The sequence below is a fragment of the Tenacibaculum sp. 1B UA genome (assembly GCF_033978845.1).
In the GTDB taxonomy this organism is placed as follows: Bacteria; Bacteroidota; Bacteroidia; order Flavobacteriales; family Flavobacteriaceae; genus Polaribacter.
Genome location: NZ_JAKVUA010000014.1, coordinates 35,611 through 61,168, shown reverse-complemented (window position 1 = coordinate 61,168; position 25,558 = coordinate 35,611). Strand labels below are relative to the sequence as shown.

General features: G+C 33.2%; 27 protein-coding genes and 1 riboswitch. Of the genes, 22 read left to right on the top strand and 5 right to left on the bottom strand.

The window, feature by feature from the left end:
• Nucleotides 1–11: 11 nt before the first annotated feature.
• The 13 genes from MK851_RS11450 (at nt 12) to cysM (ending at nt 10,861) form a co-directional block, all read left to right on the top strand.
• Nucleotides 12–266, top strand: a complete 255-nt coding sequence (locus tag MK851_RS11450; protein ID WP_115902311.1) for a DUF2061 domain-containing protein — start codon at nt 12–14, stop codon at nt 264–266.
• A gap of 11 nt (nt 267–277) precedes the next feature.
• Nucleotides 278–886: a phosphoadenosine phosphosulfate reductase family protein gene (locus MK851_RS11445; protein ID WP_413788388.1), complete on the top strand. Its 609-nt coding sequence runs from the start codon at nt 278–280 to the stop codon at nt 884–886.
• 11 nt (nt 887–897) lie between these two features.
• Complete coding sequence (gene cysD, locus MK851_RS11440) at nt 898–1,803, top strand: sulfate adenylyltransferase subunit CysD (RefSeq protein WP_303508412.1); 906 nt, start codon at nt 898–900, stop codon at nt 1,801–1,803.
• 104 nt (nt 1,804–1,907) lie between these two features.
• On the top strand, nt 1,908–3,155 hold the full coding sequence (locus MK851_RS11435) for a sulfate adenylyltransferase subunit 1 (RefSeq protein WP_320244038.1): 1,248 nt from the start codon (nt 1,908–1,910) through the stop codon (nt 3,153–3,155).
• Nucleotides 3,156–3,167: 12 nt separating this feature from the next.
• Nucleotides 3,168–3,515, top strand: coding sequence for a 4Fe-4S binding protein (locus tag MK851_RS11430; protein WP_320244037.1), 348 nt, complete (start codon nt 3,168–3,170; stop codon nt 3,513–3,515).
• A gap of 38 nt (nt 3,516–3,553) precedes the next feature.
• Nucleotides 3,554–5,656 (top strand): HEPN domain-containing protein, encoded by a 2,103-nt coding sequence (locus MK851_RS11425; RefSeq protein WP_320244035.1) that lies wholly within the window; start codon nt 3,554–3,556, stop codon nt 5,654–5,656.
• Nucleotides 5,657–5,670: 14 nt separating this feature from the next.
• Nucleotides 5,671–6,438 (top strand): uroporphyrinogen-III C-methyltransferase, encoded by a 768-nt coding sequence (cobA, locus tag MK851_RS11420; RefSeq protein WP_320244032.1) that lies wholly within the window; start codon nt 5,671–5,673, stop codon nt 6,436–6,438.
• 13 nt (nt 6,439–6,451) lie between these two features.
• Nucleotides 6,452–7,054 carry an HPP family protein gene (locus MK851_RS11415; protein ID WP_320244030.1) on the top strand — a complete coding sequence of 201 codons (603 nt, stop codon included), beginning with the start codon at nt 6,452–6,454 and terminating at the stop codon, nt 7,052–7,054.
• A 21-nt stretch (nt 7,055–7,075) separates the two neighbouring features.
• On the top strand, nt 7,076–7,654 hold the full coding sequence (locus MK851_RS11410; RefSeq protein WP_320244029.1) for a bifunctional precorrin-2 dehydrogenase/sirohydrochlorin ferrochelatase: 579 nt from the start codon (nt 7,076–7,078) through the stop codon (nt 7,652–7,654).
• A gap of 7 nt (nt 7,655–7,661) precedes the next feature.
• On the top strand, nt 7,662–8,717 hold the full coding sequence (locus MK851_RS11405) for an NAD(P)/FAD-dependent oxidoreductase (RefSeq protein ID WP_303508397.1): 1,056 nt from the start codon (nt 7,662–7,664) through the stop codon (nt 8,715–8,717).
• Between the two features lie 134 nt (nt 8,718–8,851).
• A complete protein-coding gene (locus tag MK851_RS11400; protein WP_303508395.1) occupies nt 8,852–9,187 on the top strand; it encodes a 2Fe-2S iron-sulfur cluster-binding protein in 336 nt (111 codons plus the stop codon).
• 23 nt (nt 9,188–9,210) lie between these two features.
• Nucleotides 9,211–9,954: a serine O-acetyltransferase EpsC gene (gene epsC / locus MK851_RS11395; RefSeq protein ID WP_303508393.1), complete on the top strand. Its 744-nt coding sequence runs from the start codon at nt 9,211–9,213 to the stop codon at nt 9,952–9,954.
• Between the two features lie 19 nt (nt 9,955–9,973).
• On the top strand, nt 9,974–10,861 hold the full coding sequence (gene cysM / locus MK851_RS11390) for a cysteine synthase CysM (protein WP_303508390.1): 888 nt from the start codon (nt 9,974–9,976) through the stop codon (nt 10,859–10,861).
• 94 nt (nt 10,862–10,955) lie between these two features.
• Here cysM and MK851_RS11385 read toward each other — a convergent pair whose 3' ends face one another.
• The 4 genes from MK851_RS11385 to MK851_RS11370 form a co-directional block, all read right to left on the bottom strand.
• Complete coding sequence (locus MK851_RS11385) at nt 10,956–11,300, bottom strand: hypothetical protein (RefSeq protein WP_320244025.1); 345 nt, start codon at nt 11,298–11,300, stop codon at nt 10,956–10,958.
• 144 nt (nt 11,301–11,444) lie between these two features.
• On the bottom strand, nt 11,445–12,320 hold the full coding sequence (locus tag MK851_RS11380) for a hypothetical protein (RefSeq protein ID WP_320244023.1): 876 nt from the start codon (nt 12,318–12,320) through the stop codon (nt 11,445–11,447).
• A 2-nt stretch (nt 12,321–12,322) separates the two neighbouring features.
• On the bottom strand, nt 12,323–13,027 hold the full coding sequence (locus MK851_RS11375) for a hypothetical protein (RefSeq protein ID WP_303508386.1): 705 nt from the start codon (nt 13,025–13,027) through the stop codon (nt 12,323–12,325).
• A gap of 627 nt (nt 13,028–13,654) precedes the next feature.
• Complete coding sequence (locus MK851_RS11370) at nt 13,655–14,347, bottom strand: NAD(P)H-dependent oxidoreductase (RefSeq protein ID WP_320244020.1); 693 nt, start codon at nt 14,345–14,347, stop codon at nt 13,655–13,657.
• 674 nt (nt 14,348–15,021) lie between these two features.
• Here MK851_RS11370 and MK851_RS11365 point away from each other — a divergent pair.
• The 4 genes from MK851_RS11365 to metF all read left to right on the top strand — a co-directional run bounded on the left by MK851_RS11365 (nt 15,022) and on the right by metF (nt 20,798).
• Nucleotides 15,022–15,525, top strand: coding sequence for an ecotin family protein (locus tag MK851_RS11365; protein ID WP_320244018.1), 504 nt, complete (start codon nt 15,022–15,024; stop codon nt 15,523–15,525).
• Between the two features lie 228 nt (nt 15,526–15,753).
• A riboswitch (SAM riboswitch) is annotated at nt 15,754–15,858 on the top strand.
• 50 nt (nt 15,859–15,908) lie between these two features.
• On the top strand, nt 15,909–16,925 hold the full coding sequence (locus MK851_RS11360) for a homocysteine S-methyltransferase family protein (RefSeq protein ID WP_320244016.1): 1,017 nt from the start codon (nt 15,909–15,911) through the stop codon (nt 16,923–16,925).
• Nucleotides 16,926–16,928: 3 nt separating this feature from the next.
• Nucleotides 16,929–19,604, top strand: coding sequence for a methionine synthase (gene metH / locus MK851_RS11355; RefSeq protein ID WP_320244014.1), 2,676 nt, complete (start codon nt 16,929–16,931; stop codon nt 19,602–19,604).
• Nucleotides 19,605–19,841: 237 nt separating this feature from the next.
• Nucleotides 19,842–20,798 carry a methylenetetrahydrofolate reductase [NAD(P)H] gene (gene metF / locus MK851_RS11350; protein ID WP_320244012.1) on the top strand — a complete coding sequence of 319 codons (957 nt, stop codon included), beginning with the start codon at nt 19,842–19,844 and terminating at the stop codon, nt 20,796–20,798.
• 265 nt (nt 20,799–21,063) lie between these two features.
• On the opposite strand, the gene MK851_RS11345 is transcribed toward metF, so the two are convergent.
• Entirely contained in the window at nt 21,064–21,765 is a 702-nt protein-coding gene (locus MK851_RS11345; protein WP_320244010.1) for a DNA-binding domain-containing protein, read from the bottom strand.
• A gap of 482 nt (nt 21,766–22,247) precedes the next feature.
• On the opposite strand from MK851_RS11345, the gene MK851_RS11340 reads away from it, so the two are divergent.
• The 5 genes from MK851_RS11340 (at nt 22,248) to MK851_RS11320 (ending at nt 25,553) form a co-directional block, all read left to right on the top strand.
• Entirely contained in the window at nt 22,248–22,913 is a 666-nt protein-coding gene (locus MK851_RS11340; RefSeq protein ID WP_320244008.1) for a hypothetical protein, read from the top strand.
• Nucleotides 22,914–22,998: 85 nt separating this feature from the next.
• A complete protein-coding gene (locus MK851_RS11335) occupies nt 22,999–23,376 on the top strand; it encodes a PH domain-containing protein (RefSeq protein WP_115901049.1) in 378 nt (125 codons plus the stop codon).
• 97 nt (nt 23,377–23,473) lie between these two features.
• On the top strand, nt 23,474–24,031 hold the full coding sequence (locus tag MK851_RS11330) for an SH3 domain-containing protein (protein ID WP_320244005.1): 558 nt from the start codon (nt 23,474–23,476) through the stop codon (nt 24,029–24,031).
• Between the two features lie 12 nt (nt 24,032–24,043).
• Nucleotides 24,044–24,379: a YegP family protein gene (locus MK851_RS11325; protein ID WP_303510191.1), complete on the top strand. Its 336-nt coding sequence runs from the start codon at nt 24,044–24,046 to the stop codon at nt 24,377–24,379.
• A gap of 97 nt (nt 24,380–24,476) precedes the next feature.
• Nucleotides 24,477–25,553 carry a type I restriction endonuclease gene (locus MK851_RS11320; protein WP_320244002.1) on the top strand — a complete coding sequence of 359 codons (1,077 nt, stop codon included), beginning with the start codon at nt 24,477–24,479 and terminating at the stop codon, nt 25,551–25,553.
• Nucleotides 25,554–25,558: the final 5 nt, after the last annotated feature.

Genomic DNA, 25,558 nt, shown 5'->3' with positions numbered 1-25,558 from the left:
GTATTTTAAAAATGATTGTAGAGCAAGTAATAGAAAATAGAGCAAATTATAAAGAAGATAAACGTTCTGAAAAACCAATAAGAAGTATTGTAAAATCAATAAGTTGGAGAGTTGTTGGAACCATAGATACAATACTAATATCATGGGTAATTACAGGACAAGTAAAAACAGCCTTTTCAATTGGAGCTGTAGAATTAGTAACAAAAATGTTATTGTACTTTTTTCACGAAAGAGTTTGGAACAGTATTAAATGGGGTAAAAAATGAGTATAGAAACAATGAATTTAGAAGCAGTAAACGCAGAGTTAAAAAACAAATCTCCAAAAGAGATTATTGTTTGGGCATTATTACAAGCAAACAAAGCAGTAGTAACCACAAACTTTCGTCCCTATGAAGGAGTTATTTTACACGCAGTAGCATCAGTAAAAAAAAGTATAGATGTTATTTGGTGTGATACAGGATATAATACTCCACAAACCTATAAACATGCTGAAGAATTAATTGAAAAACTACAATTAAACATTCAGTTGTATGTACCTAAACAAACAGTAGCACACAGAAACATCACTTTAGGTTTACCAACAATTGATGATCCAAAACATGCTGTTTTTACAGAACAAGTAAAGTTAGAGCCTTTCAAAAGAGCAATGAATGAACACAAACCAGATGTTTGGTTTACCAACTTAAGAAAAGGACAAACAGCTTTTAGAGATAGTATTGATATTGTTTCAAAAAGTAAAGAAGGAGTATTAAAAGTAAGTCCATTTTACCATTGGTCAGATGAAGAACTAGATGCTTACTTAGAAGAACACCAAATACCAAATGAGTTTAAATACTTCGATCCCACAAAAGTAGAAAGTAACAGAGAATGTGGTTTACATATTTAAAGAACATGATTATGAATACACAAACTATACAAGTAGGAGCTTTAGAAAGCGAAGCCATATACATATTAAGAGAAGTAGTCGCGCAATTTGAAAAACCGGTGTTATTGTTTTCGGGGGGCAAAGATAGCATAACACTGGTGCGACTTGCTCAAAAAGCATTTTATCCAGCAAAAATTCCGTTTCCTTTATTACACATAGATACAGGACATAACTTTCCTGAAACGATTGAGTTTAGAGACCGTTTGGTGAAAGAATTAGACGTTGAGTTAATAGTACGTCAAGTACAAGACAATATTGATGCAGGTAAAGTAAAAGAAGAAAAAGGAAAATACGCAAGCCGAAACATGTTACAAACCGAAACGTTATTAGATGCCATTGAAGAATTTGGTTTCGACGCATGTATCGGCGGAGCGCGTAGAGATGAAGAAAAAGCGAGAGCCAAAGAACGTATTTTTTCAGTACGAGACGATTTCGGACAATGGGATGAAAAAAATCAACGTCCAGAATTGTTCGATATGCTAAATGGAAGAATAGATTTAGGTCAAAATGTTCGTGTTTTTCCTATATCTAACTGGACAGAGCTAGACGTATGGTCGTACATACAACAAGAACAAATTGAAATTCCATCCATCTATTTCGCTCATAAAAGAGCCACTTTTATTAGAGACGGATTAATCTGGTCTGCAAACGATGAAGTTGTGTTTAGAGAAAAAGAAGAAGAAGTACAAGAGCGTATGGTACGATTTAGAACCGTAGGAGATATGAGTTGTACAGCAGCGGTTTTATCAGACGCAATAGATATTGATACTGTGGTAGATGAAATCAGAGAATCAACCATATCAGAAAGAGGCGCAAGGATTGATGACAAACGCTCTGAAGCAGCGATGGAAAAGCGTAAACAACAAGGATATTTTTAAAATATAGGTTTTAGCTATTGGCCTTTGGCTGTTAGCAAGATTAAGATCTAAATAATAATAATAAAAAGGCGAACAGCTAAAAGCGAATAGCCAACAGCATAAAGATGAACGTAGTAAAAATAGCAACAGCAGGAAGTGTAGATGACGGAAAGAGTACGCTAATAGGGCGAATTTTATACGACACAAAATCATTAACCCAAGACAAACTAGAAGCGATAGAAGAAAAAAGTAAGCAACGTGGGTTTGATTACTTAGACTTTTCTTTAGCAACAGATGGGTTGGTAGCAGAACGCGAACAAGGAATCACTATTGATGTAGCTCATATATATTTTTCAACACCAAAAACCAGTTTTATCATAGCCGATACTCCAGGTCATATAGAGTATACTAGAAACATGGTAACAGGAGCTTCAAACTCACAAGCTTCTATCATTTTGGTAGATGCCAGAAATGGAGTGGTTGAACAAACCTATCGTCACTTCTTTATCAATAACTTATTGAGAGTAAAAGATGTGATAGTAGCTGTTAACAAAATGGATTTGGTTGACTTTTCAGAAGAAAAATTCAACCAGATAAAAGGAGAAATAGAATATCTAGCTAAGAAAAGTGAGTATCAAAACCAAAACATCACATTTATTCCACTTTCTGCCTTAAAAGGAGACAATGTTGTGAAGTCTTCAGAAAACACTCCATGGTATAAAGGAGAAACATTATTGAATCATCTTGAAAACTTAGGTTCTGAAGATACAGAAGAAGTGTCAAAAGCACGTTTTCCTGTGCAAACAGTTATCCGTCCTAAAACAGATGAGTACCATGACTTTAGAGGATATGCAGGGAAATTGTACGGAGGAGATTTAGTAGTAGGAGACCCTGTAACGGTATTACCATCTGCAACAAAATCAACCATAAAAAGTATTCAATTTTTTGATAAAGAATATGCAAGAGCAAAAAGAGGAAGTTCAGTTAATATCACTCTAGAAGATGATGTAAACGTAAGTAGAGGAGATATGTTGGTAAAAGTAGGAGAAGAACCCTCTGTAGTAAAACAGTTAGAAGCTACAATTTGTTGGATGGATAAAACACCATTACAAGCCTCTCAAAAATATTACATCAAACACGGAGTAAACGATGTACAAGCAAAAATAACCGAACTAACAGCTTTAATTCGTACTGACTTTACAGGAAAAGAAAAAGCTCCATCTCAATTATTACTAAATGAAATAGGAGAGGTGAGTTTAAAGGTTAGTAAACCGTTGTTTGTTGATTCGTATGAAGAAAATAAAGCAAACGGAGCATTTATAATCATCAACCCTAAAACCAATACTACCTCAGGAGTTGGTTTTATCAAGTAAATAATAAAAGTTATGGCAATAATCATTACAGATGAATGCATCAACTGTGGAGCTTGCGAACCAGAATGCCCAAATACAGCTATTTATGAAGGAGCAAGTGACTGGAAGTATAGTGAAGGAACTTCATTACAAGGAAATATAGCGTTACTTGACGGAACTTCTGTAAATGCAGATGAAGATAACGAACCAGTATCAGACGAATACTATTTTATAGTACCTAATAAATGTACTGAATGTAAAGGATTTCATGAAGAACCTCAATGTGCAGCAGTATGTCCTGTAGATTGTTGTGTGCCAGATGATACACATGTAGAAACCGAAGAACAATTGTTGGCAAAACAAGAATTCTTACATAACTAATATCAACGCTTTTACAAGCAAATTAAGGAGTAAAACAGATGCAAAGTTTTAGATCAGAAATAGAGAACCCTTTAGTAGAAAAAGATATCCTAGAGTTAGAGCGTAAAATACGCTTGTTTAGCGAAGGAAAAATAGATGAAGAACGTTTTAGAAGCTTACGTTTAGCCAGAGGAATATATGGACAACGTCAGTTTGGGGTACAAATGATTCGTATCAAATTACCGTATGGTAAAGTTACGAGCGAACAGTTACATAGAATAGCAGATGTTTCTGATGAGTATTCACGTGGTCGTTTACACATTACTACACGTCAAGATATTCAAATTCACCACGTAAGTTTAGACAGAACACCTGAGTTATGGGCACAGTTAGAAAAAGATGATATTACATTGCGTGAAGCTTGTGGTAATGCCGTACGTAATGTTACAGCTTCAGAAACGGCAGGAATAGACCCAAAAGAACCGTTTGACGTATCGCCGTATGCACATGCAACCTTTCAATTTTTCTTGCGTAATCCAATCTGTCAAGAAATGGGAAGGAAATTCAAAATGTCTTTTTCTGCAACAGAAGAAGATACCGCATTGAGTTTTATTCACGACTTAGGATTCATTGCTAAAACGAAAACAGTTGACGGTAAAGAGGTAAAAGGATTTAAAGTATTATTAGCAGGAGGATTGGGTTCACAACCACGTCATGCAGATGTGATTTATGAATTTTTAGAAACTGAATTATTAATTCCTACTATTGAAGGTGTTTTACGTGTATTTGATCGTTACGGAGAACGTGCAAAAAGAGCCAAAGCCCGCTTAAAATTCTTAGTAAAAGATTTAGGAGTAGATGCTTTCTTAGAGTTAGTAGCCGCTGAAAGAAACGCATTGGCGTATAAAACCTATCCGATAGATACTACCGATTTTGAACAAGGTATTGCTTTTGAAACCAACGAAGCTCCATCTGTAGTGATAGAAAATGAAGAAGCGTATAAAAACTGGAAAGGAACCAATGTTTTCAAGCAAAAGCAAGATAGACTATATGCGATAGGGATTAAAGTGCATTTAGGAGATTTTTATACCGATAAAGCACGTTTGTTAGCAGATTTAACCAAGAAATATGGATCGAATGAATTGCGCTTTACGCTACGTCAAAATATTTTGATTCGTCACGTAAGAGAAGAGTTTTTACCGTTTTTCTACAGTGAATTACAAAAGCTAGGCTTTGCAGAAGCAGGATATAACAGTTTAAATGACATCACAGCATGTCCAGGAACCGATACCTGTAATTTAGGGATATCAAGTAGTACAGGAATCGCAGCTGAACTAGAACGTGTGTTAAAAGCTGAATATCCGCAGTATGTAAATAATAAAGACATTACGATTAAAATTAGTGGATGTATGAATGCTTGTGGGCAACACAACATGGCACACATTGGTTTTCAAGGAATGTCAATAAAAGTAGGAAAGTTGTTAGCACCCGCTTTACAAGTATTAGTTGGCGGTGGAGTTTTAGGAGATGGAAGCGGACGTTTCTCTGATAAATTAGTAAAAATCCCAAGTAAAAGAGGACCAGAGTCTTTACGAATCTTGTTAAACGATTTTGAACAACATAAACAAGAAGAGGAAGACTTTTTAAGCTATTATGATAGACAGGGAAAAACGTATTTCTATGATCTTTTAAAAGAATTATCAGATACTACCAATTTAAAAGAAGATGATTTTATTGATTGGGGACACGATAAAAACTATGTAAAAGCCATAGGAGTGGGTGAATGTGCAGGAGTTGTAATTGATTTGGTAGCAACTTTACTATTTGAAAGTGAAGAAAAGTTAGAAAATGCAGCACAAGCCTTGAACAGTCAACAATGGTCTGATAGTATTTACCATGCCTATGCTGCTATGGTAAACACAGCTAAAGCATTATTAACATCAGAAGGAGCAAAAACCAATACACAGGCGGGAATCATCACCAATTTTGATGAAGTTTTTGTAGCAACAAATAAAATAGAATTACCAAGTTCATTTGCCGAGTTGATTTATCAAATCAATGAAAATGAACCTACGGAAGCTTTTGCAAAAAAGTATTTAGAAGAAGCGACATCGTTTTACAAAAAGGTAGATGCTTACCGAAAAGTAGCCGTAGAAAGTTAAAAAAGGAGAGTCCAATGAAAAATCAACCAAAATTAACCGTAGTAGGTGCAGGACCAGGAGATGCTGATTTAATCACCTTAAAAGCAATCAAAGCATTAGAACAAGCCGATGTGGTATTGTACGATGCATTGGTAAATAATGACCTGTTAGGATATGTGAATCCGAATGCAGAAGTAATCTTTGTAGGAAAACGCAGAGGGTGTTACAGATATCAACAAGAACAGATTAATGAGTTGATTGTCGCAAGAGGTTTTTCTCACGGACATGTAGTACGTTTAAAAGGAGGTGACCCTTTTATTTTTGGTAGAGGATCAGAAGAAATGGAATACGCAGCTAAACACGGATTAGAAGTTGCTGTAGTACCAGGTATTTCATCTTCATTAGCAGTACCAGCATATCAGAACATTCCCTTAACAAAAAGAGGAAGTTCAGAAAGTTTTTGGGTAATTACAGGAACTACCAAACAGCACCAATTGTCAAACGATGTTGCTTTAGCAGTAAAATCGAGTGCAACGGTTGTTATATTAATGGGTATGGGAAAGCTCTCAGAAATTATTCATCTTTTTAAAGAAGCAGGAAAGAGCGAATTACCCGTAGCGATTATTCAAAATGGAACAACTCTTGAAGAAAAAATAGGAATAGGTACTGTAGATACAATCGAAGAAGTAGTCGCTAAAAATAACTTGAGTAATCCTGCTATTATTGTGTTAGGAGACGTAGTAAACCACAGGCAGCAATTGCTACAAGTACAACAAGAAGCTGTTTTAAAAGAAGTGGTATAAAGAAGTTTTAGTAATGGTAAAACAAAGAATTCAAAGAAGCATTAGAATAACAAGATATATTCTTTATAAAGAAACCTTACTTGATTTTAAAGAAAGCTTTTGGTCATTTATCGGTGCTTTTTTTGGTATAGGTTTAATTGCATTTATTCAATCATTCTATTTGCCAGATATCGAAAATATTTTTTTAATAGGTTCTTTTGGAGCATCTTGTGTTTTAATATATGGAGCAATTCAAAGTCCTTTAGCACAACCTAGAAACTTAATAGGAGGTCATGTAGTATCTGCTATAATAGGAGTAACTATATACAACTTAGTACCAAGTGTTGTATGGATATCAGCACCATTAGCTGTTTCATTTTCTATCATAGCAATGCAGTATACAAAAACACTTCATCCACCAGGAGGAGCTACAGCATTAATAGCAGTTATAGGGACTGAAAAAATTAAATCATTAGGGTATATGTATGTCCTATCTCCTGTATTAACAGGAACTTTAATTCTTTTTGTAGTAGCTCTGTTATTTAATAATATGACAAAAGGTAGGTGTTATCCTACCAATAGAAAATATACAAGACTTTTTAAAATGAAAACTATTAAAAACAGGCAACAATATTAAATAAGTTTAAAAAGAATATTAATGAAGGAAGAAAGAAATAACCTGTACCCAATCTTTTTAAAAACAAAAGAGTTAGAGATGTTAATTGTTGGAGGTGGATTTGTTGCAGAGGAAAAATTACGATTTTTATTAAAATCGAGTCCAGATGCTATCGTAACCATAGTCGCACCTTTTTTTAGAAAAGAAACCGTTGAAGTAGCTAAACAAGGTAAGGTAAATATGATAACAGATAGCTATAACGACACCTATTTACAAGGAAAACATTTAGTGATTGCAACAACAGATGTTCCAGAAGTAAATATACAAGTGTATAAAGATTGTAGGAGTCAAAATAAATTGGTGAATGTAGCAGACAATCCACCGTATTGTGACTTTTACATGGGTGGAATTGTAACCAAAGGGAATGTAAAAGTAGCTATTTCAACCAACGGTAAATCACCAACAACGGCTAAGAGGTTACGTCAGTTTTTTGAGGAAGTAATTCCAGAAGACATCAATCAATTAGTACAAAACTTAAATAGTTATAGAAAAACTATCAAAGGAAACTTTGAACAAAAAGTAGAAACATTAAATAAGCTAACAGAGAGTTTAGTGAAATAGAGTACAAATGATACAAACAGATATATTAATTATAGGAGCAGGTCCTACAGGACTATTTACCGTTTTTGAAGCAGGATTATTAAAATTACGTTGTCATTTAATTGATGCCTTACCACAACCAGGAGGGCAGTGTTCAGAAATTTATCCGAAGAAACCAATTTATGATATTCCAGCATATCCAGAGATTTTAGCAGGAGACTTAACTAAGAACTTACTAGAACAAATAAAACAATTTGAACCAGGATTTACATTGGGTGAACGCGCTGATACTATTGAAAAACAAGATGACGGAACATATATCGTAACCACTAATAAAGGAACAAAACATCAAGCACCTGTAGTAGCTATAGCAGGAGGCTTAGGAAGTTTTGAACCTCGTAAACCACCGATTCCAAATATCGCTGACTTTGAAGATAAAGGAGTAGAGTACATGATTAAAGAGCCAGAACTATATCGCGATAAAGATGTGGTAATTGCTGGAGGAGGAGATTCTGCCCTAGATTGGTCTATTTTCTTAAGTGATGTAGCAAAATCGGTAACCTTAATTCATAGAAGAAATGAGTTTAGAGGAGCATTAGATTCTGTAGAAAAAGTTCAAGAATTAAAGAATTTAGGCAAGATTAATTTAATAACACCTGCTGAGGTAAAAGCAGTATTAGGTGAAAACCATGTAACAGGTGTTGTGGTAGAAGAAAAAGGGAAAGAACCTTATATGATAGATACCGACCACTTTATCCCATTATTTGGATTAGCGCCTAAATTAGGACCAATTGCCAATTGGGGATTAGAAATTGAGAAGAATGCTATTAAAGTAAACAATGCGTTGGATTATCAAACGAATGTAGAAGGTATCTATGCTATTGGAGATGTAAATACCTATCCAGGAAAATTGAAATTAATTTTATGTGGATTTCATGAGGCAACACTCATGTGTCAAAGTGCATACAAACGCATCCATCCAGATAAAAAGTATGTGATGAAGTATACCACTGTTGGCGGTGTAGACGGTTTTGATGGTACAAGAAAAGAAGCACCAAAAGCAGTAGTAAAAGCAATTCAATAATGGGGATTAGGATGAAAGTAGTTAGGAGTTAAGCGTATAATTTTGTTGTAATTACAAGTTTTAAGTAGAAACTTCTTTACCAACAAAATAGAAAAGCCTTCCTAACTACTGATTCCTATAAGAAATTGTTACAAATGGATAGTCAAGACATTAATATAAAAATAATAGACCGTGAAGGTGTAATGCATGAGGTAGTTGCTCCGACAGATATGGCAATGAACTTAATGGAAGTGGTTCGATCATACGAATTAGCTCCTGAAGGAACTATAGGAATCTGTGGAGGAATGGCAATGTGTGCATCTTGTCAATGTTATGTAAAGTCAAATCATGAATTACCTGAAATAAATGACGATGAAGATGCAATGTTAGCAGAAGCCTTTCATGTAGAAGAAAATAGCCGACTAGGATGTCAAATTCAAATGACATCTGAATTAGAAGGACTTGAAGTTGAGCTAGCTCCTGAAAGTTAGTTATTTTTGTAAAAAATTAGTAAATGCAATTCAAACAATACGATTTATCATTAAAAGATGATGTTGAAAACTTTACAAAACAATTATTTTACGCATTGTTTAATGATGTATGTCAAGAAAAAGCAAACCATTTAAAAGAGAAGTTTATAAAAATTTTAAATGGCTTGGCTATTAAAAATGCTCCAGAAGCATGGGCTGTATACCAACAAACATTTTGTGAAATACGAGAAAAGTTAGATTTAGATGCCAAAGCATTTGAACAAACAGATCCAGCCTGTAAAAGCTTAGGAGAAGTGTATTTAGCATATCCAGGGTTTCATGCGATAGCAGTGTATCGATTGAGTCATGAATTGTATAAAATGGAAATTCCTATTTTACCAAGAATGATGAGTGAATATGCGCATGGATTAACAGGAACAGATATTCATCCAGGAGCAGCAATTGGCGATTCGTTTTTTGTAGATCATGCAACAGGAATTGTGATTGGAGAAACCACTATTATTAAAAAAAATGTAAAAATATATCAGGGAGTTACCTTAGGAGGAATTCAAGTTAAAAAAGAATTAGCTTCTACAAAAAGGCATCCAACGATTGAAAATAATGTAACCATTTATGCCAACGCAACTATTTTAGGAGGAGATGTAGTAATAGGAAGAGATAGCGTAATAGGCGCAAATGTTTGCGTAACCACCTCTGTACCCGAAGGATCTATTGTAACCTATGAGTCGGAAAATAAAATAACCACTAGAAAATCCTATGTTAAATGATGTAGGTACTAAATTAACCATGAAAACTAAAACAATTATAGATAGTATAGGAAATACGCCACTAATAGAAGTATCTAACATACTTCAAAAGGAAGGCGTAAAACTATTATTAAAACTAGAGGGAAATAACCCAGGCGGAAGTGTAAAAGATAGAGCAGCCTTTAATATGATTGCTGAAGCTATTAAAAGGAAAAATATCCGTCAAGGAGATTATTTAGTAGAAGCAACTAGTGGAAACACAGGAATTGCGTTAGCACTCATGGCAAAAGTATTAGGAGTAAATATGGTATTGGTGATGCCTGAAAACTCTACTGAAGAACGTGTAAAAACCATGCGTGCTTACGGAGCTGAGGTTATTTTAACAGATGCAGAAAAAGGTATTGAAGGTTCTAGAGATGTAGCGATGGAATTACGCTATAAAAAAGGCTATTTTATGCTCAACCAGTTTGAAAATACTGATAATTGGAAAGCACACTATAAAACTACAGGTCCAGAAATTTGGAACGATACCGAAGGAGCAATAACTCATTTTGTTTCAGCCATGGGAACTACAGGAACCATTATGGGAGTGTCTACCTATTTAAAAGAACAAAACCCTGAGGTACAAATTGTAGGAGCACAACCTAAAGATGGAGCTAGAATACCTGGAATTCGTAAGTGGTCGCCAGAATATCAACCTAAATTCTTTAACAAAAGTAAGGTGGATCAAGTGGTAGAGCTAGATGAAAACGATGCAAAAAACATGACCAGAAAGCTAGCACAAGAAGAAGGTGTTTTTGCAGGAATGAGTAGTGGAGGAGCGGTACATGCAGCCCTAGAAATAGCCAAAACTATTGATAAAGGGGTTATTGTAGCTATCATTTGTGATAGAGGTGATCGTTATTTATCTTCGGATTTATTTCAATAAACTGTCTTTACTTATTTAATAATACAAGAATTCCCGCCTAAGTGCGGGAATTTTAATAAATATTTTTTTACGAAAAGAGCTATTAGTTAACATTTTACTTGTTATCATCCCAATGAAACTTATGTATAATTCGATGAATGATAGGGCTTATTAATATGCCCAAAGAAGCTATAAACACTAATCCAGCATAAAGTCCGTATATGCCAGCAAAAATGTGTCCGCTTTGAGAACTTGGCTTCTCAATAAGTCCTAAGCCCGATAACATGATTGATGAATGTAAAAAAGACTCACTTAAGGTTAAATCTTCAAAAGTAATGAACCCCAAAATACCTATTAAAAGTGAAAAAGCTATCAATACTAAAATACTCAAAAAGTGTTTTAATAGTCTGATATAAAACCTTTTTTTATTGATAGGTGCTTCTGTTCTTTTTTCGTACATGGTTTATTATTTGTACTACAAAGTACTGTTTTTTATAGACAATATGCTTTTATAACGATTAATTAGTAGAGTCTAATTTAACAGTAGCATTTAACTTTTTGTACTCATTTGAAACTTCAATTTAGTGAAGAAAGGTATTAATTTTTAATTATACATCTTTGTTGCATGTTTTTTTATGTTGTATTTAAAATTAAGTACTCTCAAGCCATAAAATTTTAGTGTTTGATTTGCTTTTATTTTTCCGTCGTTAAAACTCACTATAAGATTGTCTTTAAATGACTTTATATATTTTGTCCATAAATTTCCATTTTTGTCTTTTAGCAAAAAGTAAAATCCACTATCTCCAATTTTTCTACCTACAGACTTTAAGCTTAGTTCTCCGTTGCTACCAACGCTTGGTTGTAAAATAACTGTGGCATTCCCATTTGGTAATGGAAATATTGCTTTTATACAGGTTGTTCCATTCGGAATTGTACAAGTTTCATAAACACCTGAATAAACAACTTGTTCCGTTTTTTTAAATGTTCTTAACCAAATCGTTCGTTTTACTTTTTTCGTTTTTTTATCAATTAGTTGAATAATATTGCTATTCATTCCTTTAGTGTTTTTGCTGTTATTCATAGGAATGTTCAGTTGTTCAATTCTATTACTGAAAAGTATTTTAAGGAGGTAGCCCAAAAACTTAAAAATAGGATTCCATTTAGTTTTCAATTCAAATTCATAACTACTCGTGTTTTCGTAAAAGTCAATTACATTTTTTGATAACTTATTAAGTTCAGTTGTTGGTAATTTTAATTGGTTAATAGAGGTTATTAATCCTTTACTTAGTTCAGATTTACAGATTTCTAAATTTTCGTTTTTTTCTAATTGCTTAATAAATTTTTCTCCAATTCCATTTGTGTTTCCAAATGGACCTAACAACCATTCATATTCTTTTGAATTTATTTTTTTACCTGAAACAATTACCCATTGTTGAGTAACCCAATCTTGAAAGTTCTGTTTTATAAAAGCAAATCCCATTATTAAACAGTTTTCTTAGTGTAATTGCTATTACCTTTCCAAGAACCATATTCAGAAAGTGGTTTAAATCTTAGGGTTGTAAACTCAAAATGAAAGTTTTTGCGCTCTCTTTCTTTCATTGCATTTGAGTGTCTTTTAGGTTTTGGAATTTTACTATGACCGTGAACCATACTCTCCATTTCGTTTACATTTTTCCAAATTGAAAAGGTAGAAATTGTATTCGGGAATTTGAAAGATGCAAGAGAAAGTAATGTTCCAGAATGATCCCTTACTAATTTTTCAACTGGTCTTCCCCAATGTAAGAATCTCGGAACTGCTAAAGGTTTCATACGAGCAATTGTTACTACAACTACAGGAGAGTTGGGATTGTCTAAGGTTTCTTTTTCTTTAGGTATTTTATATCCTTTTATCTTTCCCCATTCTCTCATAAAACCTAAGCGAATGTGCCAACCTTTGTTTAATACTTTTCCAAAATTGTCTTTTTCTAAAAAGTTGTCAAGGTCTTTTTCGCTTTCCCATTGAGCAAAAATTGCTACTTCTCTTATTAAAAAACGAGAAGGAGATAGAATAGGAGAACCTAAAGTCATTGTAGTCATATATTCAGAATAAATTAGACCTTTTGTGTTCTTTTTTATCAAGTTTAAAAATAATCCTTTAATCGCTTTTCCAAATGGAATTTTTATAAGGTGAAAAGAGGAAATGTTCATTTATTGGCTTATATTAATTACTACACTGAATTTTTCTACACAAATCAATAATTTTAGTAGGAACAAACTCTTTAAATTCCTCTTCTGTAATATTATGGTTAAAATTAGTTGAAGCAGATATTACGTAGTTTTCGTTTTCATAATTAAAAGTTATATAACTTCTTATTTCTTTTGATTTACCTTCCGAAATCAATGCTATTTCTTCATTATCTAGTTTATATGCTTACCAAGTATTAGTATAAACTCTATCGACAGGTTCGGTCAATAATAAAACTCTATTCTAAGTCTCCACTTTTAGGTCAGTCTTATTCTCTTATCCGATAGTATTGTTAGAGAAGAATAATAAAGTTAAAAGCATAATAAAATTAACGATATTATTCATAGTTCAATATTAGGTTTTGTTGATTTTAAAAATGTACTACAACTTATTTACATACATAATAAAATTACTAATTAGATTCCTTTTATGGTAGGATAAGTAGAAGTTTTTAGCAATTTTATTTTTCTTATTTCGAGTAGCCAATATAAAACAAAATAAAAAACCGCACAAAAAATGTACGTTTATAATATTTTAAATGAGGTAATAGGGAAATAAGAAAACAAGTATAATTTCTTTTAGTATATGTATTAATAAAAACTAAATAATAAAGCAGATTTTAGAGTTCGTTTTGTAGGCTGTTCTTTATGTTGTTTATACTCTATAAAAAGATTTTCCATAGGTTTTCTCACTTTGTGTGTGTTTTGAGAATGGTCTTCGTCAGAACGATAACCAACAGGAGCAACAACAGTAGCATTTAACCCTAACTTATCCAAGTCTAATATTTTGTTATAAGCTTCGGCGTCAAAACCTTCCATAGGACAAGCATCTATTTTAAGCTCTGAACAAGCATTTAGTAAATTCCCCAAAGCAAGGTAAACTTGGTTAGAAGTCCACTTGTTCTTTTCAACCAAAGTTCTATTCGTAACGTCAGATTTAATAAAATCAGCATACCCTTTAAAATTAGAAATGTCTACCTGTTCTATTTCAGATTTTAAAGAAAAATAAGCATCTATATGGTCATTGGTAACCTTTGAATAATTACAAAACACAAATAAATGCGAAGCATCAGTAATTTGGCTCTGTCCGTAAGAAACAGTTTTTAATTGCTCTTTTATCGCACTGTCTTCTATAATCAAAACGGTATACAATTGCAGACCATAAGAAGAAGGAGCTAATTGAATCGCTCTTTTTAAAAGTTCTATATGCTGTATTGAAACTTTTTTAGAAGCATCAAATTTTTTAGTAGCGTATCGCCACTCAAGGTTATCTATTAAAGTCATACTATAATTGTTTAAGAATAGGGCAAAATTAAAAGGGAAGTAGTTACAAAGTCTTTACATATGTTGATTTAGTAATTTTTTACATTTTTTCTTTCTCAAAGGAGTTAGGGGTGAAAATATAAGTAAACAGAACCGTCAGCGAGCTTCGCTGGTCTTTCCTCAAGGCAACGGAACCATCAGCGCGTTACGCTGAGCTTTCCCTAAGAAGGGATAAAGCTAATTTTTAAATTTTAACAAACAATTTCTATTAAAAAGGCAGAAGTCAACATTGAAACTTTTAGTAAGAAGCTAAAAATGATTACATGAGAACTCTCTATACCTTAATTGGAATAGCATATCTTCTGTTCGTAGTGGTGACGTCGTACATGATTCTGGTTGAGCCACTCATAAACGCATGTAAAAAATGGAAGAAAGAAAAATAACATGTTATTACAAGTATTTTTCTTTCATAGCAATTGTATCAAAAGGGTAACCATAGCAAGAAATAAAACAAAAGAACTATTATTTAGGTATTTAGCATAAGGTTTTAAACTAGCAGAGAATGTGTTTGTATTCTAACATCACTTTTCATAGTTGTTAAAAGAATGGTAAATAATTTAAGAATGAATACAAAAGTCTTAGTTAGATTAACTTTTGGCATACATGTTGAAAAGCTCTAGGAAAATTATTTTATTATGAGAACAATTTCAAGGCAAATCAACAAATTATTTTTAATCGTATTCTTAACTATTACTTCTATGGCTGTAGGACAGGCGTCTTTAACAAAAACGGATGTATCAATATATCCTAAACCAGAGAAAGGGTATAAACAAATGATTATTGAAGTTCCGCATTCAGATAATGATAGTAACAAAAAAATAGAATTTGTTATTGGAAAATGGATGGAAGTAGATACTTGTAATAAGCACGGTCTTATAGGAAGTATAGAAAAAAAAGACCTTGAAGGATGGGGGTATTCGTATTATGATTTCAAAACTGATGGCGGAGTTATATCTACTCGAATGGCTTGTTTTGAAAGTAGCAAAGTCAAAAAATTTGTATCTAGTCAGCCAACAACAGTAAGGTATAACGGGAAATTACCAATTGTTATTTATGTACCAGAAGGTTACGAGGTTCAATTTAAGATATTTAAAGCAGAAGATGATGTATATCGTGCTAGTGAGGTGAAACAAAAATAAAGGCAAACTTAAAAGCGCTGTGATTTAATTCCAGCGCTTTTTTAATCGTGTCAAAAAATAAGATACAAAATTCTAGCCTAGACCTTGAAAATAAGAAAAAGACTCACTTGTTTAGTTTTCTTATCTAGTAACAAAAGTGTTCTTTTTCTTTCCGTTATTTAAAACTAAAATAAAAATTGGGTAAATAAAAAATAATACTATAACTTTGCCTCGTTCATTAACGTATTGATGTTATCAAGAAAGGTGGAGGGAATAGACCCTTTGAAACCTTAGCAACCCTTTGTGCAAACAAAGAAGGTGCTACATTCTACTGCATTCGCAGGGAGATAACGAAAAGAATTTTACTTCCTCTTTTCCTGATAACATTACACTAAATATCAGGAATGTCAAACATTTATCAAGAAATACAAAAACGAATTCTCGTACTCGATGGCGCTATGGGAACCATGCTTCAGGAATATAAGTTTACTGAAGAAGATTTTCGTGGAGAACGTTTTAAAGATTATCCAACTCCGTTACAAGGAAACAACGACTTGTTATCCATTACACAACCCGAAGCCGTAAAAGAAGTACACAGAAAATATTTTGCTGCAGGGGCAGACATTGTAGAAACCAATACTTTTTCAGGAACTACCATTGCCATGGCAGATTATCAAATGGAAGAGTTGGTATACGAGTTAAATTATCAATCTGCGAAAATAGCCAAAGAAGTAGCTGAAGAGTTCACTGCAAGAGAACCTCATAAACCTCGATTTGTGGCAGGTTCTATAGGACCTACCAATCGTACGGCAAGCATGTCGCCAGATGTAAACGATCCAGGATACAGAGCGGTAACTTTTGATGAACTACGTATTGCTTATAAGGAACAAGTAGAAGCCTTAATTGATGGCGGTTCAGATATTTTGTTGGTAGAAACTGTATTTGATACTCTAAATGCCAAAGCCGCTTTATTTGCCATTGAAGAAGTAAAAGCGGAACGAAATATAGAAATTCCTATCATGGTTTCTGGAACCATTACTGATGCTTCAGGAAGAACATTATCAGGACAAACAGCAGAAGCTTTTTTAATTTCAATATCACACATTCCGTTACTATCCGTAGGATTTAATTGTGCTTTAGGAGCTAACTTATTACAACCTCACCTAGAGGCAATCGCTTCTAAAACAGAATTTGCTATTTCGGCACATCCCAATGCAGGATTGCCCAATGCCTTTGGAGAATATGACGAAACCCCAGAAGAAACCGCAGAACAAATAGAAGAATACCTAAAGAAGAATCTAATCAATATTATAGGAGGGTGTTGTGGTACCACACCAAAACATATTTCAGCAATAGCAGCAATAGCAGCGAAGTACAAACCGCGTCACGCTGAGTTTATTTCAGTAACACAAAATAGTTAGTAGATGAGTGAAGAAAGACGACATATGAAGTTATCTGGTTTAGAACCGTTAATTGTTACACCCGAAAGTAATTTTATCAATGTAGGTGAGCGAACCAATGTAGCAGGATCACGTAAATTTCTCCGATTGATAAAAGAAGAAAAGTTTGATGAAGCCTTGGCAATTGCCCGTCATCAAGTAGATGGTGGGGCGCAAATTATTGATATTAATTTTGATGATGGTTTAATTGAAGGAAAAGAAGCCATGGTGCGCTTTTTAAATCTAATTGCATCCGAACCAGATATTGCGAGAGTTCCTATTATGATTGATAGTTCTAAATGGGAAATTATTGAAGCGGGATTACAGGTAGTACAAGGAAAATCGGTCGTAAACTCAATATCCTTAAAAGAAGGAGAAGAAAAGTTTATTTGGGAAGCTACGCAGGTTAAACGATACGGAGCCGCAGTAATAATAATGGCTTTTGATGAAGTTGGGCAAGCAGATACTTATAAACGAAGAATTGAAATAGCAGAGCGTTCTTACAATATATTAGTGAACATCGTTCACTTTCCGCCAGAAGATATCATTTTCGATTTAAACATATTTCCTGTAGCTACTGGAATGGAAGAACATCGAAAAAATGCGTTAGATTTTATTGAAGCTACCCGATGGGTACGTGAAAACTTACCCCATGTAAGTGTGAGTGGAGGTGTAAGTAACGTGTCGTTTTCTTTTAGAGGTAATAATGTGGTTCGTGAAGCCATGCACTCGGTGTTTTTATACTATGCCATCAAAGCAGGTATGAATATAGGAATTGTAAACCCTGCAATGTTGGAGGTGTACGACGATATTCCGAAGGATTTATTAGAACATATTGAAGATGTTGTTTTAGATAGGAGAGACGATGCAACTGAACGCTTATTAGAATTTGCTGAAACAGTAAAAGGAACTAAAAAAGAAAGCAGCGAGCAGGTTTTAGAATGGAGGAGTTTACCGTTACAAGAACGTATTACACATTCGTTAGTAAAAGGAATAGATACTTTTATTGAAGAAGATGCAGAAGAAGCACGTTTAAGCGTTACAAAACCATTACACGTTATTGAAGGACATTTAATGACAGGAATGAACGTAGTTGGAGATTTGTTTGGAGAAGGAAAAATGTTTTTACCACAGGTAGTAAAATCTGCTAGAGTAATGAAAAAAGCAGTAGCCTATTTAAACCCGTATATAGAAGCAGATAAAAGCGAAGAACAGCAAGCTATAGGAAAAATACTCATGGCAACTGTAAAAGGAGATGTACACGATATTGGTAAAAATATAGTATCTGTTGTTTTAGGGTGTAATAACTACGAAATAGTAGATTTAGGAGTAATGGTTCCACCAGAGAAAATCATTGAAACCGCTAAAAACGAAAAAGTAGACGCTATTGGTTTAAGCGGATTGATAACACCTTCGTTAGATGAAATGGTGTATTTAGCGAAAGAAATGGAGCGTCAAAACTTGGAAATTCCATTATTAATTGGTGGAGCAACAACTTCAAAGGCACATACTGCAGTAAAGATTGATACGCAGTATAAAAATGCAGTAGTACACGTAAACGATGCGTCAAGAGCGGTAACTGTAGTTGGAGATTTATTAAACAAAGAAACCTCCAATGAATATGTTGCCAAGTTGAAGAAAGATTATGAAGAATTTCGTGATAAGTTTTTAAAACGAGGAAAACAAAAGCATTACATACCTATTGCAGAAGCAAGAGAGCGAAAATTTAAAATAGATTGGGAAACAACTAACATTACCAAGCCTAAAGAATTAGGTGTACAAAAGTTAGAACAGGTAAGTTTAAAAGATTTAGTACCGTATTTTGATTGGAGTCCGTTTTTTCGTTCGTGGGATTTGCACGGAAAATATCCAGATATTTTAGAAGATGAAATAGTAGGAGTAGAGGCAACTAGTTTATATAAAGATGCACACGAAATGTTGCAACAAATTATAGAAAAACAAGCCTTAAAACCCAAAGCTATTTTTGGTTTGTTTGAAGCAAACTCTATAAACGATGATGATATTTCAGTACAAAAGAAAGGAAAAGAAGTAGTTGTGTTTAGAACTTTACGACAGCAGTTAAAAAAGCGTGAAGGAAAACCAAGTTTTGCATTGGCAGATTTTATTGCGCCTAAAGAAACAGAAAGAACAGATTATATAGGGGCTTTTTGTACCGCCATTTTTGGAGCTGATGAACTGGCATTGCAATACAAAGAAAATCACGATGATTACAACGCAATAATGGCACAAGCCATTGCCGACCGTTTTGCTGAAGCTTTAGCAGAATATTTACACCACAGAGTTAGAACCAAACATTGGGGCTATGCTTCCGAAGAAAATTTAACTAATAATGAGTTAATAAAAGAAGATTACAAAGGAATTCGTCCAGCACCTGGTTACCCTGCATGTCCAGACCATTTGGAGAAAGAGACCATTTGGGAGCTTTTACAGGTAGAAAAGAATATAGGAGTAACCTTAACCGAAAGTTTAGCTATGTGGCCAGCAGCAGCAGTTTCGGGATATTACTTTGCTAACGAAGAAGCTAAGTATTTTGGTTTAGGAAAAATAACAGACGACCAAGTAAGAGATTACGCAGAAAGAAAAAACATAGCCTTAGAGAAAGCCAGAAAATGGTTGCATTCTAATATTTCAGACAATTAAGAATAATTTAAAATAAACAAACAGAAGAGCGTATTTAATTAACAATAAGTTTTAAGTTAGGTAAACTAAAAGCTACAAAACAATAGTAATATTGCCCTATAAAAAATCAATAAAATTAGACAAATGAAAAAGTATAATTTAGAGATTCGGTTTGCAATACAATTACTAGTAATGGCAGCGGTATCGTTATTTGTAGCCTCATTGGTGTAATTAAATACGCCTTTATAAGCCATACTTATGAAGGTAACAGAACACTTAGAAAATGCGAACGGAACATCACTATTTTCGTTTGAAATACTTCCACCATTAAAGGGAGATACAATAGAGTCAATATTCAAAAATATTGATCCGTTAATGGAGTTTAATCCACCATTTATAGACGTAACCTACCATCGTGAAGAATACGTGTATAAAGAGTTAGGGGACGGACTCTTAAAAAAACAAGTGGTAAAAAAACGTCCAGGTACGGTAGGTATTTGTGCGGCGATTCAAAATAAATATCAAGTAGATGCCATTCCGCATATTTTATGTGGAGGATTCACCAAAGAAGACACCGAAAACTTTTTAATTGACCTCGACTTTTTAGGAATTGATAACGTAGTTGCATTGCGAGGTGATGCTGTAAAAAGCGAAACCTATTTTAAACCAGAAAAAGAAGGTCACGGGTATGCTAGTGAGCTAGTTACGCAGATAGAAAACCTAAATAAAGGAAGATATTTAGATGATGATTTGCAAAACTCATCAAAAACCGATTTTTGTATTGGTGTAGCAGGATATCCTGAAAAGCATATGGAAGCACCAAGTTTAGATTCTGACATTCATTTCTTAAAGAAGAAAATCAAAAATGGAGCAAACTATGTAGTAACTCAAATGTTTTTCGATAACGAAAAATACTTTGAGTTTGTAGAAAAATGCAGAGAAGAAGGTATTACGGTTCCTATTATTCCAGGGTTAAAGCCTATTTCGACCAAAAAACAATTGAATTTAATTCCGCACCGTTTTAAAGTAGATTTACCGGATGTTTTGGTAAAAGAGGTGGTGAATTGTAAAAGTAACGCAGAAGTACGACAGGTAGGGGTAGAGTGGTGCATAACTCAAAGTAAGGAATTACAGCAAAAAGGAGTGCCTATTTTACATTATTACTCAATGGGAAGATCAACCAATATTCAACAAATAGCTAAGGCAGTTTTTTAAAACAAAACACAATCAACCCAAAGTATATATACAGTTTATTAAACGTAGCTCAAATAAATGCCCCCTATAAACATTGAGAATTTTGTTAGTTTTACTAGCAAACGCCCCATACCCATTAAAAACCATAACAAATACGAAATACAAAAAAGTACGAGCAGATGCTCGTACTTTTTATGGTATGTAGGTTTTGTTTGAAACATCAAACACTACTGTTGCCTGTTACATAACAGTAGTGTTTGGTGTTAAACAACAGTACTGTTGTTACTTAGGCAACAGTAAGGCTAAATGTAGAATCACCTACCATAATATCCTTTAAAAAGCGTTCAGAATTTCCTGTTACTTGCGTTTTAACTCTAACATGGTAGTTACCTGTAGCAAGGGCTGGAACTTGACCAATAATCTTCTTATAGCTATTTTGTGCTAAATAAGAAACTTTGGTTTCGGTACCATCTTCGGCAACAAAATACAAACCAACTTCAGGTAAGTCTCCAGCAACTTTTAAACGCAAACCATTTAGCTCAAACAATCCGTTGGCAGATAAGGTAGTATTCGTGGTTGCAGAGGTAATATCTTTTAAATTAGTAATAATCGTGTTGGTAATAGGGGCAGTTACTTTTTGTAGCGGAATATCGTCTTTAATTTCGTTAATTAACTTTCCGCTATTGAGGTTAACGTGTAGTTTATGAGTATCAGGATTAAAGCCATCTTCCTCCGTATCAAAAACTCCAGAAATAGAGTAGCCGATGTTTAGTAAAGGTAGATTAATGTTATCGCCTTCTTCTATCGACTCGATAATTTCTTCATAGTAAGAATTAAGCACCGCCACAATATCGGTTTTACTCACTAGGTTACGTTTGCTCAACATTTTATCAATCAACTCGTTTTGATTAATAGTACGCTCTGTTAATATGCGTGCTGAGTAGTTGGTTTCATCGGTTAACTTGTTTTCAATTAAATAGTACTTCATCATATTGATTTTTAAAATTATTTACTTTTTCATTTGAATCCTTTTTTGGGTAGTAACAGCTAGCATATTGGAGCAATAACCAATACATGCCAAAACAATTACTAACCTTGGTGTTATTCATCACCAAATAGTCAGGTACAAGCGTACCTTAATAGCATTAACTTCGTAAAGATGTTGTAAAATTGAATGTGATTGAATAGTAATAGGGGATAGCAATTTACTTTTTACAAACAATTTTTATAGCTGATACTAAAATAGTTTTTTTTCGTTTTAGATGATATAAAGGAGGTATGTAAATAGAAAACACGGAAGGTTGTTATTCTTTTTAAAAGTTAAGAAAACCAATATAACATCTAACAAAGTTCTAATTATGGGGGCATTTTTGTATAGACCCTAACACAGTAGCAAACCCTACGGATTCCCGTAGGGTTTTGTGTTTTTATCAAGGTAGGTTTGCAGTAATATTAATAAAAAAATAAAAAATGAGAAAAGTGTTTATTGTATCGGTAATACTATTAGCTATTGTTTCGTGTTCTTCCCCTCTTGATAAAAAGTTTAATGAAGAAAGAGCAGCAGAAGACATAAAGGCGGTTCAATCAGAAATTGATTCAACTGAATTTGGAATGTTGGTGGGGTCAATGTTAAGATTAAAACTAGAAGGAGAAAAAGTAGAAGGTTTAACCTACAGAGAAATTTTAGAAAAAGGGAAAAGATGGAAAGAAAAAGAAGAAGAACTAGAGAAAGAGCAGAAACTCTTAGCAGAGAAAGCAAAAAAAGAAGAGTTAGAGAGGATTAATAGATTATCAGAAAGTGTAGTGATTTCTTGTTTTGATAAGGGTTTTTATAAGTACAAGTATGAAGATTATATTACCTATAAGTTTGTAATTCAAAATAAATCGAGTAAAAATATAAGAGCAGTGAAAGGGAGTCTTATTTTTTCAAATTTATTTGATGAAGAAATAAAAACGATAAACTTGGTTTATGATAAAGTGCTTAAAGCAGACACTACAGTTAATTATGAAGCACAAACAAATTATAATCAGTTTATCGATAGTGATAAAGCTCTTAAAAACAAGGAACTAAAGGATATGAAAGTAAAGTGGAAGCCTGAGAAAATAATTTTTGAAGACGGAACAACTTTAGAGTAAATCACTAACCCTACGGGAAACCGTAGGGTTTTGTGTTTTTATCAAGGTAGGTTTGTAATGATATTAACCAAAAAAATAAATTTAAATGGGATTGATAAATAGTATTTTAGGAAACGCAAGTGAAGTGTCGCCAGAAAAGCTGACAGATAAATATAACAGATTATTAGTTAGTAATGAGGTTGTAGAATTAGGGTTCAAGCTATTTAGAGATGTTTTTATGTTTACTAATAAAAGATTGATTCTGATTGATGTCCAGGGATTAACAGGAAGTAAAATAGAGTATAAGTCAATGCCTTATAAAAACATCTCTAGATTTTCACTAGAAACAGCAGGTACCTTTGATTTAGACGCAGAATTAAAAATATGGATATCAAGTGAGAACATGCCTACGGTAAGTAAAAAATTTAATAAAAATGTTGATGTTTATGAGGTGCAAAAATTTTTAGCAGAAAAAGCAATGTAACGTTAGAGTATCATTAGATGAACCCTACGGATTTCCGTAGGGTTTTCTGTTCGGCAGAAACTAGATTTGATATCATAAACTAAATCCCCCTTTTATTATGAATCAGAGAACTCAAATACTTTCACTAATTGCAGTATTACTGGTAACATTCGCTATGGTAAGTATAACTAAAAACACAAAAGCTAAAGAAAGAATATACAGTTCCACTATATTAGGTTGTAATATTCCTTCAGAAGCTAGATGTACAGGTTCTGCCAATTGTAGAGCATGTAAAAATTGCAAGTATTGTAAGCATTGTAGCAGAGGAGGCTCTTGTGGAGTGTGTGCAAAAAGAAACCGCACGAAAAGTTATACCAATCCGTATAAAAGCTATAAAAAGCCAAAACAAACCAAACAAACTATTTTTGACGGACGTAAGACCAATAGCACGTTATCTTTAGAAGAACCCTATTACCTAAAAACATTACTGGTAAATAAAAACTCTTTAAACCTAAGAAGTGGACCAGATACTTCTTATTATGTAATTCAACAATTAGACTTTGGAGAAAAACTAACCATATTAGCTACGCATGCAAAGTGGATTAAAGTAAAAGTACAAAGAACAAAAGTAATAGGGTTTGTTCATGCTAGTGGTGTTCTTTTGGTGGAGAAATAAAAAACATACAAAATGGGAAACCCAAAATTTGAAATTACAAAAACAACTAATGATGAATTTATGTTTAACCTGAAAGCAGGAAATGGAGAAGTGATTTTAACAAGCCAATGTTATGACAAAAAGCAAGGATGTGAAAATGGAATAACTTCAGTTAAAGAAAATGCTCCTGATAGTGATAACTTTGAAAAAAAGAAAGCAATTGATGATAGTTTTTATTTTACTTTAAAAGCACAAAATGGAGAAGTAATAGGAAAAAGCGAAATGTATACGACCACTTCAGCAAGAGATAAAGGCATTGAATCAGTTAAAAAAAATGCACCAATAGCCTCTGTAGAAGAGAAACTATAAACAAAGTAGAAAAGAGTATTTAGAAGCCTTACTGAAATCCGTAAGGTTTTGTTTTTTAGGTGGTTTAGCTTTGGTGTATATAACCAAAACTTAAAGAATGGAACTAGCCAGCAAACTAAAGGAACTCTCACAGAAGATTACAACATTAAAAGAGCAAATAGAAACAGAAGAAGCTACAAAAACAGCATTTGTATTACCTTTTATAGATTTATTAGGATATGATATTTTTAATCCAACAGAGGTAATACCCGAGTTTACAGCAGATATAGGGTTGAAAAAAGGAGAAAAAGTAGATTATGCTATAATTGAAAATAAAGCTCCTATTTTAATAATAGAGTGTAAACATTGGAAAGAAGATTTAAACACGCACAATTCACAGTTATTTAGATATTTTCATACATCAAAATCACGATTTGCACTTCTAACTAATGGTATAGAATATAAGTTCTTTACCGATTTAGAAGAAACAAACAAAATGGATGAAAAACCATTTTTAGAGTTTGATATAACCAAACTAAAAGAGCCTGTAATTAATGAAGTTGTTAAATTTCATAAAACAAAGTTTGATGTCAATCAAATAGTTAATAATGCAAGCTCTTTAAAGTATTCAAAAGAAATAAAGAAGATATTTAATAGTCAATTAATTGAACCAGAAAATGATTTTGTTCGGTTCTTTTCTTCAAGAGTTTATTCAGGAAGACAAACAGAAAGAGTGTTAGAGCAGTTTAAAGAATTAGTGTCAAAATCCATTAATCAATTAATAAGTGAAAAAGTAAATGAAAGACTGCATAATGCTTTAAATAAAGAAGAAGAAAAGTTGGTAGAAGAAAGTATAGAGCACGAAGAAAAAAATGAAAATAAAATAGTAACTACAGAAGAAGAAATGGAAGCCTATAGGGTTGTGGTGGCAATACTAAGAAAAAAAATACCTATAGAAAGAATTGCTTTTAGAGACACACAGTCTTATTTCGGCGTTTTATTAGATGATAACAACCGTAAGCCATTATGTAGGTTTCATTTTAATGGAAAAACCAAATATTTAGGGGTATTTGATGCTAATAAAAAAGAGATAAGGAAAAAAATAGCAACAATTGATGATATCTATAAGTTTGATTCTAAGCTTTTAGAAACGATAAATTACTATGAAGAGTTTGTGAAAGAAAAAACTAATTAAAAATA

Excerpts from the sequence above, each read along its gene's own strand:
- MK851_RS11450 (WP_115902311.1), top strand. The coding sequence starts at position 12 with ATGATTGTAGAGCAAGTAATAGAAAATAGAGCAAATTATAAAGAAGAT.
- MK851_RS11445 (WP_413788388.1), top strand. The coding sequence starts at position 278 with ATGAATTTAGAAGCAGTAAACGCAGAGTTAAAAAACAAATCTCCAAAA.
- cysD (WP_303508412.1), top strand. The coding sequence starts at position 898 with ATGAATACACAAACTATACAAGTAGGAGCTTTAGAAAGCGAAGCCATA.
- MK851_RS11435 (WP_320244038.1), top strand. The coding sequence starts at position 1,908 with ATGAACGTAGTAAAAATAGCAACAGCAGGAAGTGTAGATGACGGAAAG.
- MK851_RS11430 (WP_320244037.1), top strand. The coding sequence starts at position 3,168 with ATGGCAATAATCATTACAGATGAATGCATCAACTGTGGAGCTTGCGAA.
- MK851_RS11425 (WP_320244035.1), top strand. The coding sequence starts at position 3,554 with ATGCAAAGTTTTAGATCAGAAATAGAGAACCCTTTAGTAGAAAAAGAT.
- cobA (WP_320244032.1), top strand. The coding sequence starts at position 5,671 with ATGAAAAATCAACCAAAATTAACCGTAGTAGGTGCAGGACCAGGAGAT.
- MK851_RS11415 (WP_320244030.1), top strand. The coding sequence starts at position 6,452 with ATGGTAAAACAAAGAATTCAAAGAAGCATTAGAATAACAAGATATATT.
- MK851_RS11410 (WP_320244029.1), top strand. The coding sequence starts at position 7,076 with ATGAAGGAAGAAAGAAATAACCTGTACCCAATCTTTTTAAAAACAAAA.
- MK851_RS11405 (WP_303508397.1), top strand. The coding sequence starts at position 7,662 with ATGATACAAACAGATATATTAATTATAGGAGCAGGTCCTACAGGACTA.
- MK851_RS11400 (WP_303508395.1), top strand. The coding sequence starts at position 8,852 with ATGGATAGTCAAGACATTAATATAAAAATAATAGACCGTGAAGGTGTA.
- epsC (WP_303508393.1), top strand. The coding sequence starts at position 9,211 with ATGCAATTCAAACAATACGATTTATCATTAAAAGATGATGTTGAAAAC.
- cysM (WP_303508390.1), top strand. The coding sequence starts at position 9,974 with ATGAAAACTAAAACAATTATAGATAGTATAGGAAATACGCCACTAATA.
- MK851_RS11385 (WP_320244025.1), bottom strand. The coding sequence starts at position 11,300 with ATGTACGAAAAAAGAACAGAAGCACCTATCAATAAAAAAAGGTTTTAT.
- MK851_RS11380 (WP_320244023.1), bottom strand. The coding sequence starts at position 12,320 with ATGGGATTTGCTTTTATAAAACAGAACTTTCAAGATTGGGTTACTCAA.
- MK851_RS11375 (WP_303508386.1), bottom strand. The coding sequence starts at position 13,027 with ATGAACATTTCCTCTTTTCACCTTATAAAAATTCCATTTGGAAAAGCG.
- MK851_RS11370 (WP_320244020.1), bottom strand. The coding sequence starts at position 14,347 with ATGACTTTAATAGATAACCTTGAGTGGCGATACGCTACTAAAAAATTT.
- MK851_RS11365 (WP_320244018.1), top strand. The coding sequence starts at position 15,022 with ATGAGAACAATTTCAAGGCAAATCAACAAATTATTTTTAATCGTATTC.
- MK851_RS11360 (WP_320244016.1), top strand. The coding sequence starts at position 15,909 with ATGTCAAACATTTATCAAGAAATACAAAAACGAATTCTCGTACTCGAT.
- metH (WP_320244014.1), top strand. The coding sequence starts at position 16,929 with ATGAGTGAAGAAAGACGACATATGAAGTTATCTGGTTTAGAACCGTTA.
- metF (WP_320244012.1), top strand. The coding sequence starts at position 19,842 with ATGAAGGTAACAGAACACTTAGAAAATGCGAACGGAACATCACTATTT.
- MK851_RS11345 (WP_320244010.1), bottom strand. The coding sequence starts at position 21,765 with ATGAAGTACTATTTAATTGAAAACAAGTTAACCGATGAAACCAACTAC.
- MK851_RS11340 (WP_320244008.1), top strand. The coding sequence starts at position 22,248 with ATGAGAAAAGTGTTTATTGTATCGGTAATACTATTAGCTATTGTTTCG.
- MK851_RS11335 (WP_115901049.1), top strand. The coding sequence starts at position 22,999 with ATGGGATTGATAAATAGTATTTTAGGAAACGCAAGTGAAGTGTCGCCA.
- MK851_RS11330 (WP_320244005.1), top strand. The coding sequence starts at position 23,474 with ATGAATCAGAGAACTCAAATACTTTCACTAATTGCAGTATTACTGGTA.
- MK851_RS11325 (WP_303510191.1), top strand. The coding sequence starts at position 24,044 with ATGGGAAACCCAAAATTTGAAATTACAAAAACAACTAATGATGAATTT.
- MK851_RS11320 (WP_320244002.1), top strand. The coding sequence starts at position 24,477 with ATGGAACTAGCCAGCAAACTAAAGGAACTCTCACAGAAGATTACAACA.